Here is an 18,067-nt window from a genome sequence, read left to right on the forward strand (position 1 = left end):
GGGGTCAGCTGTGCTCGTAGAGGCGCTTGTGCCCGGACAGGCCCGCGAAGCGGAACGGACCGGTGGTCTGCCGCGGTGTCAGGTGGTGCCCTCCGTCCTGCGGCAGCGACCTCCCGTGCAGCTCCCGGTAGGTGGCGAGGTCGATCTGCCGGCGCCGGTCGACGACCGCGCGGTGGCCGTCGGTGCGCACGTGTTCGAGGTAGCCGGGGACGACCGTGCCGCAGAAGAACTCCGCGACGCAGCCGGAGCCGTAGCTCATGAACGCGATCGGCTGGTCGGTGAGGTCGCCCGCGTGGTCGAGCAGGGAGGCGAGCGCCACGTACATCGAGGCGGTGTAGGAGTTGCCCAGCACCTCGTTGTACGCGGTGGTCTGCCGCAGCATCGCGGTCATGCGCTCCTCGTCGACGTCGCGCCCGGTGGTGCTGAACAGGTGCCGGTGCGCCTTGAACGCCATCTTCGTGAACGGCTGGTGGTAGCAGAACGCGGCGAACTCGCGCAGTTCGCGGCCGCCCTGCTCGGTGTAGTCCTTCCACGTGCCCTCCAGCGCCTGGAGGTAGGCGGCGACGGACTCCTGGCCGGCCACGAGCGCGGTGCTGCGGTAGTTGGGGCGCCAGAAGTCCATGACGTCCGCGGTGTGCAGGCCGGACGGGTCCTCCAGGCGGATCAGCGCGGGGTCGGCGCCGACCAGCATGGCGACCGCCGCGGCGCCCTGGGTGGCCTCGCCGGGGCTGTCGAGGTCGTAGCGCGAGACGTCCGTGGCGATCACGAGGACCTGTTGCGACGGGTCGCGGTGCACGAGACCGACGGCGAACTGCAGCGCCGCGGTGCCCGAGTAGCAGGCCTGCTTCAGCTCGACGACCCTCGTCGACGGCGGCAGGTTCAGCAGCGAGTGGACGTAGACGCCCGCCGCCTTGGACTGGTCGATCGACGTCTCGGTGGCGAGCACGACGGTCCTGATGCGGTCCGCGCCCCAGCGCTCGACCACGGGTGCGGCGGCCGCGGCGGCCATGGTGACGACGTCCTCGTCCGCCGCGGGGATGCTCATCGACCGCTGGCCGATGCCCACGTGGTACTTGCCGACGTCGGTGCCGGTGTGCGCGGCGAGTTCGGTGTGCGGCAGCACGAACTCGGTGGTGGCGAAGGAGAGGTCGTGGATCCCGATGTTCACGAGTGGCTCCCGATCTTCTCGGTCGAGCGTTCGAGGTGGACGTGGGCGCGCATCAGCTCGCCGGGGTTCGTCTGCGCCGCGAGGAGCGAGAGCTCACCGCACAGCACGGTCGCCGCGGCCAGCACGGCGAGCCGGCGGGCGTTCTCACCGGGGGCGCGGTCGGCGCGGCAGCCGAGCCGGGTCAGGTTGGTCTCCACGAACGGGAGGTCCTTGCCGTTGCCGACGGTGCCGACGATGAGGTTCGGGAGGGTGCAGGAGAAGTAGAGGTCGCCGTCGAGGTCCTCCGCGACGGTGACGCCCTGCGAGCCCTCGATGATGTTGGCCGCGTCCTGGCCGGTCGCGAGGTAGAACGCGAGCAACATGTTGGCGTAGTGGGCGTTCGCCGACCGGATGCCGCCCGCGAGCAGCGTGCCGATCAGGTTCTTGCGGACGTTGAGCTCCGCGATCTTCTTCGCGGTGGTGTGCAGCTGGTCGCGGACGACGTCGCGCGGCAGCGTCAGCTCGGTCACGACGTTCTTGCCGCGGCCGAGGATGCCGTTGATCGCGGTCGCCTTCTTGTCGGTGCAGTAGTTGGCCGAGATCGACCCGTAGCTGATGCCGGGCAACGTCTCCAGCAGGTGCGTCAGGAGCCGGTCGGCCGCCAGCGTCGCCATGTTGTGCCCGGAGGCGTCGCCGGTGGTGAACTCGAACCGCAGGAACAGCAGGTTGGCGGTGATCTCGTGGCGGATGGCCACAAGTTCGGCGAAACGGCTGCACGTGCGGACGATGTCGCGCAGCTCGGCGAACCGCGCGTCGATCTGCCGGACGGTGGTGTGCGCGGTCTGCGCGTCCGTGGCCTCGACGAGGACGGACCGGGTCATCCGCTCGTCGACCAGCGTCGCCACGATCCCGTCGGGGACCAATGTGGACAGACGGGCGCCGCGCCGCACGGACGGCCACAGCGGTGACTCGTAGGTGGCGAGGGGGACCTGCGTCTCGACGGTGGCGACGTTGCCGGTGACGCGCAGAGGCCCCACCCACCTCATCGGAACTCCGGCGATCGCGTGCTCTTCGGTCATCTGCTGGTTCTCCTGTTCCTACGGCACAGTGGGGAAGGGGCGGGCGAAGCGGTGGACGTCGATGCCGCGGTCGGTGCAGAACTCGCGCAGCTCGCCGCGGATGCGCAGCTCGCAGTGCGCGAGGTCGGCGGGCGTGCGGGCGCCGAGCACGGTCATCAGCGACGTGATCTGGTCGAGCCACGTGCCGACCTGCGCGATCAGAGCATCCGGTCCGCCGTCGAGCACGGTCCTGAGGAACGTGCCCGCGACGCCGACGGCGCTCGCGCCGAGTGCCAGCCCGCGCACGACGTCGAGCGGGTGCCGCACACCCCCGGAGGCGAACAGCGGCAGCCCCACGTCGGCCGCGTCCAGCAGGCAGGCGGGCGCGGACTGGCCCCAGCCGTCGACGAAGGCGTAGTCACCGCCCTCGCGCCGGCCGTTCTCGATCCGGGCGAAGTTCGTGCCGCCGCGTCCACCGACGTCCGCGACCGCGACACCCGCCTTGCGCAGGTGCAGCACGGTCTCCCGGCTGAGCCCGAACCCGACCTCCTTCACGAAGACGGGCACGCCGGCGTCCGCGGCGATCTCCTCGATCCGCGGCCCCCACGCCCGGAACGACCGGTCGCCCTCGGGCATCACGATCTCCTGGACGGTGTTGAGGTGGATCTGCAGCGCGTCCGCCTCCAGCAGGTCGACGGCCTGCCGGGCCTGCGCGACCGTCGCGTTGGCGTTGACGTTCGCCATGACGAACCCGTTCGGGTTCTCGTCGCGCAGCACGCGGAACGTGCTCGCCGTCGACGGGTCCTTGAGGAACGCGCTCATCGACCCGCTCGCGATGGGAACGCCGGTCTCCCGCGCGACGATCGCCAGATCCCGGTTGATGTCACCGGTCCTGGCGCTGCCCCCGGTCATCGCGTTGACGTAGAGGGGGACGTCCCACTCGATGCCCGCGAACCGGGTGGCGAGCGAGACGTCCGCCCGGTCGATCCCGGCCAGGGCGTGGTGGAGGAACGTCACGTCGTCGAACTCGTTGGCGTCACCAGGCCGGTGCTGCTCGGCGGCGAGCCGGACGTGGTCGTTCTTGCGGTCAGCGATCACCTGCGTGGCTCCTTTCCGGTACGGCGGTGCGGATCGGCAGCGGGACGACCCCCGCGGCGAGCCAGCGGTCCCGCATGCGGGCGGTGGCGTCGTCGTCCGGGCCGAGCAGGGCGATCCCGCAGTCGCCACCGCCCGCGCCCGACGGTTTCCCGGCTCCCCCGGCCTCCTCGGCCGCGTCGCTCAGCGCCGTCAGGCCGTCGGTGTAGACGCCCAGCCGTTCCCGGGCGTCGACGTGGGCGAGGAGCCGGCGGGCGAAGCGGATCTCCTTGAGCACCGTGAGGTCGTCGCCGCGTTCCAGTGCGTCCGCCAGCGCGGTGACGCAGGCGTCGCTGCACCGCACGAACTCGCGGTGCGCGTCACCGCCGCGCCAAGTCCGCACCGGGGCGCCGGCGACGCGGTCCGAAGTGGACGCCGGGCGGCCGGTCCAGCCCACCGACACCACGAGCCCGCGCGGCGGCGGCAGTCTGCGGACCTCGAAGCCGGGCCAGGGCGCCTCCAGCGCGTGCCGGATCCCCTTGCGGCGGGCGAGGTCGAGCACCGCGGCGCGGTCCGGTGCTCGGTAGAGGACCCAGCCGCCCCAGGTGCTCGCCGCGAGATCCCCTCCGGACGCGCGCGGGTCGATCCGCGCGGCCGCCAGCAGTGCCAGGCGGAAGCGCTCCTCGGTGCACAGCGACACCCCGCAGTGCGCGAGCAGGGCGTCGATCGTCGCGACCGCGACCGCTCCGCTCGACCCCAGGCCGAACTTGGTCCCGGCGCTGTGCAGTCCACTTCGGATGGACAGCGCGACCCCCGGCAGGGACAGGCCCCACTCGGCCAGCAGCGCGCCGACCACCTCGACCGCGGACACGACGGGACGTGGCTCGGCGTCCTGCGGGAACCCGCCCGCCGTGCGGGACAGGCGCACCACCTGGTCCGTCAGGTCCGACACGACGACCAGGTCGTCGTCCGCGGGCGTGACGGCGACGGTGACCTGCCGGTCGACCGCGGCCAGCACGGCGGGAGAACCCGGCTCCAGCACGGCGTACTCGCCCGCGACGAACAGCTTCCCCGGCGCGCTGCGGACCGTCGCCCCGGTCACGACGTCACCAGCCGGGCGGCGGGCCCGACGCCGGACACCGCCGTGGGGCAGCCCGCCGACGCGCGGACGGCCTCGGTCACCGCGGCCGCGTCGGCGCGGTGGCACAGGACCTTGACGTTCGGCCCGGCGTCCATCGTGGCGTACGCGGAGATCCCGGCCCGCCGCAGCGCGAGGACGGCGTCGAGCGCGGCGACCGTGGCGGGGGCGAAGTACCGCACGGCCGGACGCGCCGCCAGCATCGTGGCGTGCATCCCCAGCGCGTTGCGCTCGGCGACCTCCCCGACGGCGTCGAGGTCGGCGCGTTCCACCGCCGCCCGCATCTCCTTCAGGTCGGCCGCGGAGGAATCGGCCCACGGCCGGAACAGCGGCGACGTCTCGACCGTGCGGCGCATGGCGTCCCGGCTGTTCACCGACTTGTGGGCGGTGTCGACCAGCGCGACCACCATGACGGGGTCGAACCCGGCCGACTCCACCGGTTCCGCGTAGGAGCTCTCGTCGTCGTGACCGGCGTGCCACTGCGCGAACCCGCCGAAGACGCTGCGCGAGGCCGACCCGGAGCCGCGCCGGGCGAGCCGGGACAACGCCGTCGCGTCGAGGCCGAGCCCGCAGGCCGAGGAGGCGGCGAGCGCCAGCGCGGCGAACCCGCTCGACGACGACGCCAGCCCGGCACCGGTCGGCACCGCGTTCTCGCTGTGCACCAGCGCTTTCCCGGTGCGGCCCGCCCGCGAGCGGACCAGGTCGAGGAACGCGGTGACGCGACGGCGCGCCACACCGGTCACCGCGGTGCCGTCCAGGACGACCTCGTCTTCGCCCTCCTCCGCCAGGAAGCGGACCGTCGTCGTGGTGCGGAAGGCGTCCAGGGTCATCGAGAGGCTGCTGGTCCACGGGATCACGAGGTCCGCGTCCCGCTTGCCCCAGTACTTGACCAGGGCGACGTTGACGTGCGCGACCGCGGTCGCCCGAGTGTCACCGGTCATGGCTTCTCGAACCTCCCCACGGGCACGGTCCAGGTCTGCACGGCGCCCGCGTCGCACAACGCGCGGCTGACGGCCCAGGCGAGCTCCGCCGTACCGGCCAGAGCGACGACGCACCCGCCGAGCCCGCCTCCGCTGAGCTTCGCCCCGGCCGCACCGGCCGACGTCGCGGCGTGCGCCATCGCGTCGAGCCGGGGAGTGCTCAACCCGAGCGCGCGCAACTCCTCGTGGCACGCGGTCATCGACCGGCCGAACGACTCCGCGCCGATCGAGTCCGAAGGGGACGACCGGATCAGCTCGGTGACCGTGCCCACGAACCGCTCGCGGTAGCCGGGCCGATCCTCGAAGGCCTCGGCCACGAGCCGCACGGCGTCCTTGGTCTGCCCAGGAACACCGCTGTCCGCGAGCACGAAGAAGCCGTCGAATCCGAGCCGCACCTCCTGCCCGGCGCCGTTGTCGAACAGCAGCGGAACGGAGGCACCGGTGGTCATCGCGTCGACGCCGCTCGCCCGCCCGTGGTTGACGTTCTCGGCGATCTGCACCAGCGCGTAGACCTCGTGCTCGTCGAGCCGCAGGCGGAACAGGTCGGCCAGCGCGAGCACGGCGGCGCGGGCGCACGCGGCACTGGAACCGAGCCCGCGTCCCGCCGGGATCTCGCACCGCAGCAGGACTTCGACGCGCCGGTCGTCCTCGGGGTCCGCGAGCGCCTCACCGACGTGCCGCAGCCCTTCGCACGGGTGGGGCACCGGCCCGGACGGGGTCGCCAGCAGGAAGGAGATCCCCCCGGTGTCGGCGAACCGCGTGGCGTGGGCGGTCACCTCGAGGCCCGGCACCGGGATCGCGAGAGCGGGGGAGCTGTGCAGCACCGCGTGTTCGCCGAACAGGATGGCTTTCGCGTGGGCGCGGCCGGAACCGAAGGCGATCCCGTGCGGGGCGGCGCGTTCGCGCAACGATGACCTGTGCACTCGTCACTCCACGAATCCCGGGGTCCGGACTGTCCATCCGTGACCAGTCGTCTGGTGTCGGTGACCAGTCGTACCGGGCCGGGATCCCGGGCTGCCACGAGGTGTTCCGCGTGGAGGAACGAACGGGAGGGCGTTGCGCCGGTCGTGTGAACGGCCCCGCAGTGCAACCGCTCGCACAACCATCTCGATGCGGGCTAACCCCGGCCCGCTCCCGCGAAGTGCCGCTGCAGGAACGAAACCGCCTCGCCGACACCGAACGTCTGCTCCCCGCCGTGCGTCTGGCCCACGTGCTCGACCATCACGACGTCAGCACCGCGAGCGCGGTACTGCCGGAACAGTTCCTGCGCCGCCGCGAGGGGGAGGAGCTCGTCGGCGGTCCCGTGGTACAGCAACGTGGGGGCGGTCGGGGTGCCGCCCATCCCCACGGGGCTGAGCCCGTGCGCGAAGTCGCGGAACGCGCCGGACGTGAGAGAGCCCGGCCACGCCTCGAAGTCCTCCACCTCCGCGAAGTGCGGGCCGGCGACGATCGCCGCGCCGGCGCACCCGTGTGCGACCTCGTCCGCGGCGGCACGCGCGGACTCGTTGGCGTACCGGTACACGTCGAACCGCGGCTCGGCGTTGCGCAGGGCGGCGAGCCCGAAGGGGATCCAGCCGGAGAACACCTGACCGCTGACGGCGCCGAGGGCCGCGTTCACGTCGGCGGGCACGCCGCCCTCGACGACGGCGCTGATCCTCAACTCCGGTGCGTGCCGGGACTGCTTCTGCGCGGCCGCGGCGGTGGCGAGCCCGCCGCCGGAGTAGCCCCACATCCCGACGGGCGCGTCGCGGTCCACGCGGGCGGGCGGGAACGACCGCGCGGCGCGGATGCCGTCGAGCACGCCGTGGGCAGCGGCCGAGGTGCCGAGGAACTGCGACTCCGGGCCCTCGTAGTCGGGCACCACGACCGTCCAGCCGCGCCGGACCGCGTCCGCGACCTGGCCGCGGTCGAACCGGGCCTGGTTCTCGGAGACCTGGTCGAACGTCACGGATCCCTCACGCAGCAGGTACGACGGCGCGCACGTGGTGTCGAGGCCGTCCTCGGGCGTCTGGTACGACAGCAGCGGGCGTTCGCCGGGGCCCGTCCAGCGCGCCGTCGGCACCAGGAGCGTGGCGACCGTGGCGGTGGCCTTCCCGGCGTTGTCGCGGGTCTTGTACAGCAGCTGCCAGACCTGTGCGGGCGCCGGGACGGCCAGCGCCTTCGCGGGCAGCGGGCGGAAGCGCAGGACCGTGCCGTCCCGCTTGATGTCCAGGCGGGGCGGCACGTCGTAGAACGGGTCGTCGTCCGGGCGCGTGATCTGCGTCGTGACCGGTTCCGCGACGGCAGCGGTCACCGCGGTGGTGGCGGCCATGGCCACCACCAATGCCGCGCTGAACGTTCTCCGCAGAGTGGTGAGCACTGGAACTCCTTCGCAACTCGGGAAATCAGAGGTAGGTGACACCGGTCAGGTCCTGGGCCGCGGCCCACAGGCGGGTCCCGACGGCGGGGTTCGCGGCTTCGGCGCTGGGACGGACCTCGGCGACGTGGCCGCGCTTCTCGCCTCTGCCGGACGGGCCGAAGAACTGTCCACTCCGGACGCCGGGTGCGGTGGCCGCGTAGAGCTGGGGGAGGACCCCGCGCTCGACCGGTTGCGTCTGCAGCAGGTAGGTCCTGGCGATGACGCGACCGAGCAGACCGCGGTCCTCCCACGCCCGCGGGGTCAGGTTGGTGCCGGTGAGCCCCGGATGGGCGATCGCACTGATGACGGACGACTCCCAGGTGCGCAGGCGGCGGTCCAGTTCCAGGCCGAAGACGGTGTTGCCGAGCTTCGACCGGCCGTAGGCGCGGCTGGCGTCGAAGTCCCGCTCGGACATCAGGTCGCCGAAGTCGAGAACGGCGTTCTGGTGCGACAGGGAGCTCAGGCTCACCACCCTGGCGGCCTCCGCCCGCTCCAGCGCGTCGAGCACCAGGCCGGTGAGGGCGAAGTGGCCCAGCACGTTCGTGCCGAAGTGGAGCTCGAACCCGTCGGTGGTCGTGCGGCGCTGTCCCAGCAGGACGACGCCGGCGTTGTTGACGAGGAGGTCGACGACGGGGTGGTCGGCGACCAGGTCGCCCGCGAACTCCTTCACCGAATCGAGTGAAGCCAGATCGAGCCGGCGCACCTCGAGTTCGGCGCGGGGCGCCGATGTGCGGATCTCCGCGACGGCTCGCGCACCCGCGTCCAGATCGCGCACGGCGAGCACGACCCGTGCGCCGTGCCGGGCCAGTTCGGTGGCGGTGCTCAGTCCCAGACCCGAGTTCGCGCCGGTCACGACGGCGACGCGGCCGTCCTGGCCGGGGATTCGGCCGGCGTTCCAGTCCTTCACGGCGGTGCTCCTCAGGGGTGTCGTCCACTTTCGACGACGAATCTAGGAACGCTCCGCCGGACCTCGGTCGTACTCCTCTCCCTGGGAATCCCAGTCCTACCTTCGCCGCGCCAGGCGCTGGCAGACTGCGGACATGGCCAGCAACCGCCTGCACGCCCGCGAGCTCGGCATCTTCCTGCGAGCCCGGCGCAACAGGCTGCGCCCGCAGGACGTCGGCCTGGAGCCCAGCGGCAGGCGCAAGGTCGCCGGGCTGCGCCGCGAGGAACTGGCCCTGCTCGCCGGCCTGAGCACCGACTACTACCAGCGCATGGAGCAGGGCAGGGAGGTGCGGCCCTCCGACGACCTGCTGGACGCCCTCGCCACCGCGCTGAAGCTCGACGAGGAGGAACGCCGCCACCTGTTCGCCCTCGCCGACGCCGTGCGCCGGGGCGCGCCGGAGGTCCGCGGCGACGAGGAGGTCGTCCCGGACGCCACCCGCCACCTGCTGCACTCCCTCAGCACGCCCGCGTACGTCCTGGGCAGGCACCTGGACGTGCTGGCGTGGAACACGATGGCGGAGGCGTTGCTCGGCGACCCCTCGGACGCCCAGCCCCCGCAACGCAACATGCTCATGGCGCTGTTCCTCGACCCCGAGGTGCGTTTCCGTTGCGCCCACTGGGAAAGCACCGCCGTGGAGTACATCGGCATGCTGCGGGCGACGGTCGCCGCCGACCCGTCACACCCGCGCGGCACGGCGATCGTCGGCGAGCTCAGCATCCGCAGCACGGAGTTCCGCCGGCTCTGGGACCGCTACGACGTGCGCGCGCCCGTGCAGGGCACGAAGACGTTCCGCCACCGGGAGATCGGCGAGATCACCCTGGACTGGGCCACGTACCCGCTGCCGGGCGGCCCGGGGCCGGTGCTGATGGTGTACACGGCCGAGCCCGGCACCGCGGAGGCGGAGAAGCTCGCACTCCTCGGCGTGCTGCACCAGAACCGCCGCTCGAGGAGTTGACGAGAGCAGCGCGCACCGCCGCCTAGACCGGCTGAGCCACGCCCTGCTCCAGCGAAGCCGGGCACGAGGTCGTGTCCGGGTGCGTGGCGAGGTCGATGAGCAGGTCCAGCCGACGGGCCGCGGCCTGCAGGCCGGCGAGCTTCGCCTCGATGGCGGCGCGTTCGCCGACCAGGCGTCGCAGCAGTTCGGGATCGATGCGGCGGGCGTCGATGGCCGGCAGCAGCGTGACGATGAGCCGGCTGCTGAGCCCGGCCGTGTAGAGCTCCTGGATGAGCCGCACGCGGTCGACGGCCGACTCCGGGTAGACGCGCTGGCCGCTGACGGTGCGGCCGGACTCCAGCAGACCCTGCTCCTCGTAGTAGCGCAGGGCACGCGTGCTGACGTCGGCCCGCCCGGCCAGTTCGCCGATCCGCATCGTGGTCCTCGTCTCTCCGGCTTGCCCTTGACGTCAACGTGAAGTTTTAGCGTAGGCCACGCCGGACGGAGACCTGCTCCTTCCGCACCACGAAGGGAACGGGCATGGACATCGCTGGATCGATCGCGCTGGTCACGGGTGCCAACCGGGGCATCGGCAGGGCCTTCACCGACGAGCTTTTGGCCCGCGGCGCCGCCAAGGTCTACGCCGCGGCCCGCCGCCCGGAACTCGTCGAGGTGACCGACCCGCGCATCACGCCGCTGCACCTCGACCTCCTCGACGAGAAGTCGATCGCGGCGGCCGCCGCGGCGGCACCGGACGTGACGCTGCTGGTGAACAACGCGGGCATCGCGACCGGCGCCGACCTCCTGACCGCCGACCTCGACGACATCAGGCGGGACCTGGAGACCCACCTCTTCGGCACGTTGCGCGTCATCCGCGCCTTCGCCCCGTCCCTGACCGGGGGAGCGGTCGTGAACCTGCTGTCGGTGCTGTCCTGGGTCGCCACGCCCCAGGGCTCGGGCTCCTACTCGGTCGCCAAGGCCGCCGAGTGGAACATGACCAACGGCGTGCGCGTGGAACTCGCCGGCCGGAAGGTCCTCGTGCAGGGCGTGCACCTGGGGGCGGCCGACACCGACATGATGGCCGGCAGCGACGTGCCCAAGATCGCCCCGGCCGAGGTGGCGCGGGCGAGCCTCGACGGCGTGCGGGACGGTCTGGTCGAGGTGCTCGTCGACGACGCCAGCCGCTTCGTCAAGGCCGCGCTCGGCGGTGATCCGGCCGTGCTCTACGGCTGACCCGCCCGAAACACATGTCGTCCCCCGCGGCCTGGACGCGCGACATCGGTCTGCTGTGCGCGGCGTGCCCCGTCACGAGACTGGAGCGAGCGGCCTGACGGAGGGAGACGCGCATGAAGACCGACGCGGTCGTGATCGGCGCCGGCGTGATCGGGTCGTCGATCGCGCTCGAACTGGCACGGGCGGGGCACCGGGTGGTCGTCCTGGACCGGGCGCCGGGGGCGGGGCAGGGGTCGACGTCGGCGTCGAGCGCGGTCGTCCGGTTCAACTTCTCGACCCACGCCGGTGTCGCCGCGGCCTGGGAGTCGTACTGGTGCTGGCTCGACTGGGCCGGTCACCTGGGACACGACGTGGGGGACCTGGCGGCGTTCCGCCGGACCGGCCTGGTGATGCTGGACGTCGACGCCGCCCCGCGGAAGGCCTGGCTGCCCTTGTTCGACGAGATCGGCGTCCCCTACGAGGAGTGGGACAGCGCGATGCTGGCCGAAGGGGTGCCCGGGATCGACGTGGGCCGTCACTGGCCGCCGAAACGGCTCGACGACGAGGCGTTCTGGGCGGACTCGGAGCAGTCGCTCGGGGGTGTGTTCACACCGGACGCGGGCTACGTCTCCGATCCCGCGCTCGCGGCGGTCAACCTCGCGGCCGCGGCCGCCGCGCACGGCGCGGAGTTCCGGTTCCGCAGCACGGTCGTGGCCGTCGACGAGTCCGGCGGGCGGGTGACCGGGGTGCGGCTGGCGGACGGCGGCCGGCTCGGCTGCGCGGTGGTCGTGAACGCGGCCGGTCCGTGGTCGGGCGCGCTGAACCGGCTGGCGGGCGTGGGGTCCGACTTCGCGGTCCGCGTGCGTCCGCTGCGGCAGGAGGTCGCGCACGTGCAGGTCCCGCAGGGGTACGACGGACCGGCCGTCGCCGACATGGACCTCGGCACGTACTTCCGCGGTGAGGTCGGCGGCGGGCTGCTCGTCGGCGGCACCGAGCCGGAGTGCGACCCCCTGCAGTGGACGGACGACCCGGACGAGGCCGGCGTCCACCCGACGGCCGCCGTGTTCGAGGCGCAGGTGACGCGGGCCGCCCGGCGGCTGCCGCACCTGCCGGTGCCGAACCGGCCGCGGGGCGTCGTGGGCGTCTACGACGTCGCCGACGACTGGACGCCGATCTACGACCGCACCGGTCTCGACGGCTTCTACGTCGCGATCGGCACGAGCGGCAACCAGTTCAAGAACGCCCCGGTCGTCGGCCAGGTGATGGCCGAGCTGATCGGCCGGGTCGAGAACGGCGCCGACCACGACGCGGAACCCGTGCGGTTCCTCGCGCCGCGCACGGGGCTGGAGATCGACCTCGGCGCGTTCTCCCGGCGCCGCAGCACGAACGCCGCGAGCACGGGAACGGTGATGGGCTGAGGGAGGCTCACCGGGCCGGCATGAACCGGCCGAACCAGTCGAGCACCCGCGTGCACTGGTCGATCACGGCGGGGAACGCGCGGATCCCGTGCCCCTCGGCCGGGTACACGACGAGCGCCGACTCGACGCCGTGGTCGAGCAGCGCGCGGTGGAACTGCCGGGCCTCGGAGGCAGGCGTGCACAGGTCGAGCGCGCCGGCGATGTTCAGGCACGGCGTCCGCACGCTCGCGACGTGGGTGAGCGGGCTGCGGGCGTCGTAGAGATCGCCCGCCGGTCCGGGCTTGGCACGCAGGACGTTGGTGACGAACCGCGGGATGTTGCTGGAGGAGTAGATCGTCCGCCAGTGCGTCACCGGGGAGATCGTGGCCGCGGCCTTGAAGCGGTCGTCCTGCGTCACGAGCCACGAAGCCAGATAGCCGCCGTAACAGCTCCCCGTCACGCCGATCCGGTCCGGGTCCACCACGCCCAGGCCGACGAGGTGGTCGACCCCCGCCAGCACGTCGCCGCCGCCGACGCCGCCCACGTCCTCGAAGACGGCGGCCGTGAACTTCGCGCCGCGGCCGGAAGACCCGCGCGGGTTGGGGCACAGCACCGCGTACCCGTGGCTCGCGAGCAGGGCGACGAGCGGGGTGTGGCCGAGCCAGCGCGGGCGGAACCCGAACACCGGACCTCCGTGCAGGAACACGACCAGCGGGTGCGGTCCCGGGCCGTCGGGGGTCACGTAGAGCCCCTCGATCCGTTCGCCGTCCCGGGCCTCCCACGAGATCGGGACGCAGTTCCCGATCCGGTCCAGCAGGACCTCGGTCCTGCCGTCGGCGGCGGTCGCCAGCACGTCGTTGCCGCTCGCGGACCGCCGCACGATCGACGGCGGCCGCCGGTAACCCTGGACCGCGGCGACGACCGTCTCGTCCGGGCGGACGTAGGCGTCCGCCCGGTGCACCCCGCCGAGACCGGACTCGGTCGCCCAGAGCTCCTTGGACCGGCCGCTCACGACGTTGTGCACCCCGACGACGCTGTGCAGCCCACGCACGCCGGCGAAGCTGATGCGGCGGTCGTCGAGCCACCGGACGGAGCTGACTTCCACCTGCAGCGTGTCGACCACGCGCATCCGGCCTGCGCGGTCGAAGAGGAGGAGTTCGCCCGCGATGACGTCGCGGTCGGAGCAGTCCGCCTCGACGACGGCGACCCAGCGGCCGTTGGGGGATCCCGCGGGGCGCCCGAGCTGACGCCCGCCGCGGTGGAGTTCCGTGGTGGCACCGGTGACGAGGTCGACGACCGAGAGGTGCGCGACGTACCAGTCGCTTTCGGTGGCGCCGTCGGACTCGACGACGACGGCCCGGTTCGGACCGGCCCAGCCCGCCTCCCAGACCGTGCGGTCCGTCGGCACGCGGCGCGAGGTGCCCTTCGCGGAGTTCACGAGCCACAGCGAACGACCGGGCGCCTTGCTGGTGGCGGTGTCGACGGCGGGCAGCCACCGCACCGAGCCGGCGCCGCCGGGGCGCTGACCCGACCCCTCCGCACCCGCCTTGTCGGCGCCGGGATCGGCGACCTGCACCAGGATCGAGTGCCCGGACGGCGCCCAGGCGTACTGCTCGGCCACGCCCGGCAACAGGATCTGCTGGTGGCCGTGCAGGCCCTCGACGTGCAGCACGTGGTGCCCGCGGTCCGGATCTTTCGCGGCCAGGTAGGCGATCCAGGCGCCGTCCGCGGACCAGCTCGCCGCCCGCGCGTCGGATTTCCCGTCGCTCACAAGGGAGATCTCCCCGTTGCGGATTCGGACGACGACACGGCGCAACGGCTCGTCGAACGAGTCGCACACGGTGGCCGTGGCGACCACGTCCTGCCGCGACGCGCGACCCGACACCTCGGTGAAGTCGGACGCCCTGATGCTGCCGGGGGAGTGTGCCAGCGTGAAGAACTCGCTGACCCTGCGCCAGGTCGCGTTGTACCGGACGTCGTCTTCCATGACTCTCCCGACCGCGGTGGAGCCGGTCTCCCGCCGAGGAGGTCCGAACCGGCACGCCTTGCCCGAAACCTAGGCGGGCGGTGCCGGCGCGGCGAGTGACAACTGTCGCGTCGCGGCGCCCCAGCGAGTGACAACTGTCAGGAGCGCGACGGCCTTTCGCGACCGATGCTTCTCGGTCAAGGCACCCGGCCCAGCACCGTCGCACTCCCCATCGGTGACGGCGCCTCCTCTTCCGCCCGGAGGTAGTCCATGTCGACAGAAGTGGCAATCGAGAGAACACCGACGACGAGGAACAACCTCGCAGCCGTCGTGGTCCTGTGCGTCGCAGGGCTGACCTACGCCACCCTCGAGGGCATGGTCGCGCCCGCGCTGCCGATCCTGCAGCAGGCCGTGGGCGCGTCCCCCGCCGCGATCGCCTGGGTGTTCACCGGTCTGTTGCTGACCGGCACGGTCTCCGTGCCGCTGGTCGGGCGTCTTTCCGACGTGTACGGGCCGAAGCGGGTCCTGCTCGGTGTCCTGGTGATCACGAGCCTCGGTGTCGTGTGCGCCGCGCTGGCGGACTCGATCGTGCTGCTCGCGCTCGGCCAGTCGTTGCAGGGCGTCGGGGTGGGTTTCGTGCCCCTGTCCATCACCGCGCTGAGCAGGCTCCGCGCGGGATCGGGCAAGGGCGGTGTCGGACTCGTCATCGCGATGGCCGGACTCGGCACCATCGCGGGCGGCCTGCTCGCCGGCCCGTTGCTCGCCGCGTTGTCCTACCGGTTCATCTACTGGATCCCGCTCGGCGTGCTGGTCCTCACCGGACTGGCGATGGTGCTGGTGCTGCCCGACGCGCGGCCCGAGAGCCGGCAGCGGATCGACTGGGCCGGTGCGGCACTGCTGGCCGGGGGACTGGTCTCGCTGCTGCTGGGCGTCACGATGATCGGCGTGGCGGGCGACGAGGTGCGCGCCGACGGTCGGGCTGAACGAGACGGGCCTGTCCCTGGCCGCCGCGTAGAACAGGTGCGGGTGCTGCCGGTGCGCGGCGAAGGCGTCGAAGTCGGTCGCCGGGGCACCGGCGGCGAACTCGTCGAGCGACATCGTGACACTTCCCGAACTGTCGAAGGGCGTTGCGGTCTCCGCGGAGACCGCTGTCAGTCCCGCCCGCCGCGGTTCGCGTCCCGCGTGTGCTCCTGCACGTAGTCGCGCAGGTGGCGCCGGTTGGGCAGGTTCAGGCGGGCGTAGATGTTGCTCAGGTGGTACTCGACGGTCTTGGTGCTGACGAACAACTCCGCGGCGATCTCCCGGTTCGTCCGCCCGCGGCCGACGAGCAGCGCGATGGTGTGCTCGCGGCCCCGCAACGGAAGCGTGTCGGCGGCCGGCGCGGCGGGGGACAGGGCGAGCCGCTGGACGAAGGCGTTCGCGCCCAGGGCTCCCAGGCGGTCCGAGGCGGACTGCCGCCACCGGCCGGGGTCGTCGCCCGCCGCGTCCAGTGCGACGGCGAGGGAGTGTTCCAGACGGGCCCGGTGCAGCGGCACGTCCTCGGCGCCGGGATCGGTCCGGAGACCGGACCGGTAGGCCAGGACGGCCTTCGGCAGGTCCCCGGCCGCCTCCAGGAGAAGTCCCTGCAGCCACGCGTGGACGGGCCGCAGGTAACCGATCCTCCCGGCGAGGTCCTCGAGCTCTGCCAGCGCCTGCGCCGCCGTGCCCAGGTCACCGGTGCCGATCAGCGCCTCGACGCGCAGCGGTGCCCACCACGCGGCCGAGGCCCGCTTCATGCCGCGGTCGGGCAGCATCGCCACCGAGGACAACGCCCTCAGCATCTTCTGGTGGTCCCCCTGGGCCTGGGCGAGCACCGCCCGGCTCAGCGCCACGACCGGCAGCGAGAACCTCAGGAAGCCCGCGGACAGCCCGGTGAGGGCCCGTTCGGCGGTCTGCAGCAACGACTCCGCCTGCTCGTGGTCACCCCTGCCCGCGGGAACCCAGGAGGCGACCGCGAAGGAGAAGGAGACGGCCCACGACTTGTCCTCCGCCGTCAGGGCCGCCATGGACCGGGTCGCGCTGTCGACGGCGGTGTCCCAGTCCCCCAGCAGGTACGAGGCGGCGGAGGAACACGCGAGCGCGAGGCCGGCGGGGACGGAGTCGAGCTCGCGCCGGCCGGCCCGCAGGTCCCCGTCCCACACGCGCAGCATGCCGGAAGCCGTCGTGGTGTAGGCGTGGAAAGGACTTTCCCGCACCTCGGTGGCCTTCGACCGCATCCCCGCCAGGGCGTCGAGACCCTCCCGCGGCCCCTCGCAGAACGCCACCGCGATGGCGGCCAGTGCCTGCGCCCGCGCGGTGAGCCAGAGGTCGGGGGCCGGTCCGGACACCACCCGGTCGAGCGCCGGGAAGGCGCGCTCGCAGTCGGAGTTCAGCAGTTCCAGGCCGAGCCACGTGCCGGCCATCATGAACACCCACTCCAGGCCCTCGACGCCCTCGGTGGTCGCCATCGCCCGGAACAGCAGGCCCTCCACGTCGCCCGCGGTCCCGTTCATCGCGCCGTGCGCGCCCAGCACCAGGTCCTTCAACGGGCCCGGCGCGCAGTCGCGCACCTGCGGCAGCAGGGCGGTGACCTTGGCGAAGTCGTCGATCCACATGCTGTGGGCGGCCGCGGTCAGCAGGCGGCGTTCCCTGCTCCACTGGTTCTCGGAGATCTTGGACGCCCACAGCAGCAGGGTGCTCGCCCGGCCGAGGCGTCCCGCCCGCCGGTGGACGTGCGCGGCCTGCTCGACCTCGTCCGCCAGCCGTTCGGAAGGTCCCGGCGTGCGCACGGCGATCTGGTGGCGCCACGACGTCTCGCCGCAGGTCACCCCGGCCGCAGCCGCGTGCAGCTCCCGGAGCCGGGCCGGGGTGGTCATCGCGAGGACCGCGTCGCGCTGCGAGGAGTGCCGCACGGCCACGGGCGTCGACCTCTCGGAGGGCCACCACTCCACCAGGCCGGCCCGGACGAGGTCCGCCAGTGCCCGGACCGGGTCCTCGACCCCGCCGATGGCCGCGACCACGTCGAGCGGGCTGCGGCGGTCGACGACGGCCACGGCCTCGACCAGGTTCCTCGCGTCGGCGGGGAGGCGCAGGAGTTGCTGGTACACCATGAGTTCCAGCGAACCCGGGACACCGTCCACACCGGACTCCGACCCGTACGCGGACCGCGGTGCCGTGCCCTGGTGCCGGACGGGCACCGGCCGGTCGTCCGCGGGAGCGAGTTCGAGCCTCGCGCCCTCGACGTCCGCGAGCAGCGAGGCGAGTTCGGCCGTCACCGCGGGATCGGTGCCGGCGGCGCGCAGGACCAGCGCGGTCATCACCGGTGCGGTACCGAGCTCGCGCACCAGGACTCCCAAGGCGCGCAGGGAGGCCACGTCGACCCACTGGGCGTCGTCGACGACGAGCACGACGGGCCCCGCCGACGTCAGCCGCTTCGCGAGCACGGACAGCTGTCGTGCGACACCGGCGGGATCCGACCGCGGTGACAGGGACCGCAGCAGCGGCAGGCCGTCGAGGTGCGGGCGGGGCATGCCGGCCAGCAGCAGGCCCAGCGCGGCGAAGGTCCTGCGCGCGCCGGGAGCGAGGCAGCGGGCGCCGAACACCAGGGGCAGCGGCGAACTGGCGTCGAGCCAGTCCTCGACCACGGTCGATCGGCCGGGACCTGGCCGGTCCTCGACCAGCACCAGCCGGGGTGTGCCCGACCGCACCGCCCGCATGATCTCGTTGAGCTGCAGGAGAGCCGTGTTCCGTTTGAGCTTCAGCAGGGACCTACCACGGTTCATGTTCCCGTCACCACGCC

At 72.9% G+C, this 18,067-nt stretch carries 15 protein-coding genes; 4 read left to right on the forward strand and 11 right to left on the reverse strand.

The genetic code is table 11. From position 1 onward, the window contains the following. Positions 1–4: 4 nt before the first annotated feature. The 8 genes from ND450_RS01550 to ND450_RS01585 all read right to left on the reverse strand — a co-directional run bounded on the left by ND450_RS01550 (position 5) and on the right by ND450_RS01585 (position 8,702). Positions 5–1,168: a hydroxymethylglutaryl-CoA synthase gene (locus ND450_RS01550; protein ID WP_253324366.1), complete on the reverse strand. Its 1,164-nt coding sequence runs from the start codon at positions 1,166–1,168 to the stop codon at positions 5–7. After that, complete coding sequence (locus tag ND450_RS01555) at positions 1,165–2,226, reverse strand: hypothetical protein (RefSeq protein ID WP_253324367.1); 1,062 nt, start codon at positions 2,224–2,226, stop codon at positions 1,165–1,167. Before ND450_RS01555 ends, ND450_RS01550 begins: the two co-directional genes overlap by 4 nt. Before the next feature lie 18 nt (positions 2,227–2,244). Next, positions 2,245–3,303, reverse strand: coding sequence for a type 2 isopentenyl-diphosphate Delta-isomerase (gene fni, locus ND450_RS01560; RefSeq protein WP_253324368.1), 1,059 nt, complete (start codon positions 3,301–3,303; stop codon positions 2,245–2,247). Then, a complete protein-coding gene (locus ND450_RS01565) occupies positions 3,293–4,381 on the reverse strand; it encodes a phosphomevalonate kinase (protein WP_253324369.1) in 1,089 nt (362 codons plus the stop codon). Before ND450_RS01565 ends, fni begins: the two co-directional genes overlap by 11 nt. Further along, positions 4,378–5,358, reverse strand: a complete 981-nt coding sequence (gene mvaD, locus ND450_RS01570) for a diphosphomevalonate decarboxylase (protein ID WP_253324370.1) — start codon at positions 5,356–5,358, stop codon at positions 4,378–4,380. The genes ND450_RS01565 and mvaD overlap by 4 nt, the downstream gene beginning before the upstream one ends. Next, positions 5,355–6,320 (reverse strand): mevalonate kinase, encoded by a 966-nt coding sequence (mvk, locus tag ND450_RS01575; protein WP_253324371.1) that lies wholly within the window; start codon positions 6,318–6,320, stop codon positions 5,355–5,357. Before mvk ends, mvaD begins: the two co-directional genes overlap by 4 nt. Positions 6,321–6,514: 194 nt before the next feature. Continuing rightward, a complete protein-coding gene (locus ND450_RS01580) occupies positions 6,515–7,756 on the reverse strand; it encodes a lipase family protein (protein WP_253324372.1) in 1,242 nt (413 codons plus the stop codon). A gap of 25 nt (positions 7,757–7,781) precedes the next feature. Continuing rightward, the gene (locus ND450_RS01585; RefSeq protein WP_253324373.1) at positions 7,782–8,702 is read right to left on the reverse strand and encodes an oxidoreductase; all 921 of its coding nucleotides are present in this window, start codon (positions 8,700–8,702) and stop codon (positions 7,782–7,784) included. Positions 8,703–8,835: 133 nt separating this feature from the next. Here ND450_RS01585 and ND450_RS01590 point away from each other — a divergent pair, with 133 nt between their 5' ends. Then, a complete protein-coding gene (locus ND450_RS01590; protein WP_253324374.1) occupies positions 8,836–9,696 on the forward strand; it encodes a helix-turn-helix transcriptional regulator in 861 nt (286 codons plus the stop codon). A gap of 22 nt (positions 9,697–9,718) precedes the next feature. Here the strand turns inward: ND450_RS01590 and ND450_RS01595 are convergent, their stop codons facing one another. Beyond that, positions 9,719–10,111: a MerR family transcriptional regulator gene (locus ND450_RS01595; protein ID WP_253324375.1), complete on the reverse strand. Its 393-nt coding sequence runs from the start codon at positions 10,109–10,111 to the stop codon at positions 9,719–9,721. Positions 10,112–10,215: 104 nt separating this feature from the next. Here ND450_RS01595 and ND450_RS01600 point away from each other — a divergent pair, with 104 nt between their 5' ends. Beyond that, positions 10,216–10,908 carry an SDR family oxidoreductase gene (locus ND450_RS01600; RefSeq protein WP_253324376.1) on the forward strand — a complete coding sequence of 231 codons (693 nt, stop codon included), beginning with the start codon at positions 10,216–10,218 and terminating at the stop codon, positions 10,906–10,908. 113 nt (positions 10,909–11,021) lie between these two features. Beyond that, positions 11,022–12,305 (forward strand): FAD-binding oxidoreductase, encoded by a 1,284-nt coding sequence (locus tag ND450_RS01605; protein WP_253324377.1) that lies wholly within the window; start codon positions 11,022–11,024, stop codon positions 12,303–12,305. 7 nt (positions 12,306–12,312) lie between these two features. Here the strand turns inward: ND450_RS01605 and ND450_RS01610 are convergent, their stop codons facing one another. Continuing rightward, on the reverse strand, positions 12,313–14,271 hold the full coding sequence (locus ND450_RS01610; RefSeq protein WP_253324378.1) for a prolyl oligopeptidase family serine peptidase: 1,959 nt from the start codon (positions 14,269–14,271) through the stop codon (positions 12,313–12,315). 249 nt (positions 14,272–14,520) lie between these two features. Between ND450_RS01610 and ND450_RS01615 the strand changes: the two genes are divergently transcribed. Continuing rightward, positions 14,521–15,450, forward strand: coding sequence for an MFS transporter (locus tag ND450_RS01615; protein WP_253324379.1), 930 nt, complete (start codon positions 14,521–14,523; stop codon positions 15,448–15,450). Here the strand turns inward: ND450_RS01615 and ND450_RS01620 are convergent. Then, positions 15,402–18,050: a LuxR family transcriptional regulator gene (locus ND450_RS01620; RefSeq protein WP_253324380.1), complete on the reverse strand. Its 2,649-nt coding sequence runs from the start codon at positions 18,048–18,050 to the stop codon at positions 15,402–15,404. The two genes, ND450_RS01615 and ND450_RS01620, sit on opposite strands and share 49 nt — an antisense overlap. Positions 18,051–18,067: the final 17 nt, after the last annotated feature.

It is taken from the genome of Lentzea sp. HUAS12 (genome assembly GCF_024125735.1).
Lineage (GTDB): Bacteria > Actinomycetota > Actinomycetes > Mycobacteriales > Pseudonocardiaceae > Lentzea > Lentzea albida.

What these genes read in the sequence shown, in the direction of transcription:
- ND450_RS01555 (WP_253324367.1), bottom strand. Translation starts at nt 2,226, where the DNA reads ATGACCGAAGAGCACGCGATCGCCGGAGTTCCGATGAGGTGGGTGGGG.
- mvaD (WP_253324370.1), bottom strand. Translation starts at nt 5,358, where the DNA reads ATGACCGGTGACACTCGGGCGACCGCGGTCGCGCACGTCAACGTCGCC.
- ND450_RS01590 (WP_253324374.1), top strand. Translation starts at nt 8,836, where the DNA reads ATGGCCAGCAACCGCCTGCACGCCCGCGAGCTCGGCATCTTCCTGCGA.
- ND450_RS01595 (WP_253324375.1), bottom strand. Translation starts at nt 10,111, where the DNA reads ATGCGGATCGGCGAACTGGCCGGGCGGGCCGACGTCAGCACGCGTGCC.
- ND450_RS01600 (WP_253324376.1), top strand. Translation starts at nt 10,216, where the DNA reads ATGGACATCGCTGGATCGATCGCGCTGGTCACGGGTGCCAACCGGGGC.
- ND450_RS01605 (WP_253324377.1), top strand. Translation starts at nt 11,022, where the DNA reads ATGAAGACCGACGCGGTCGTGATCGGCGCCGGCGTGATCGGGTCGTCG.
- ND450_RS01610 (WP_253324378.1), bottom strand. Translation starts at nt 14,271, where the DNA reads ATGGAAGACGACGTCCGGTACAACGCGACCTGGCGCAGGGTCAGCGAG.
- ND450_RS01615 (WP_253324379.1), top strand. Translation starts at nt 14,521, where the DNA reads ATGTCGACAGAAGTGGCAATCGAGAGAACACCGACGACGAGGAACAAC.
- ND450_RS01620 (WP_253324380.1), bottom strand. Translation starts at nt 18,050, where the DNA reads ATGAACCGTGGTAGGTCCCTGCTGAAGCTCAAACGGAACACGGCTCTC.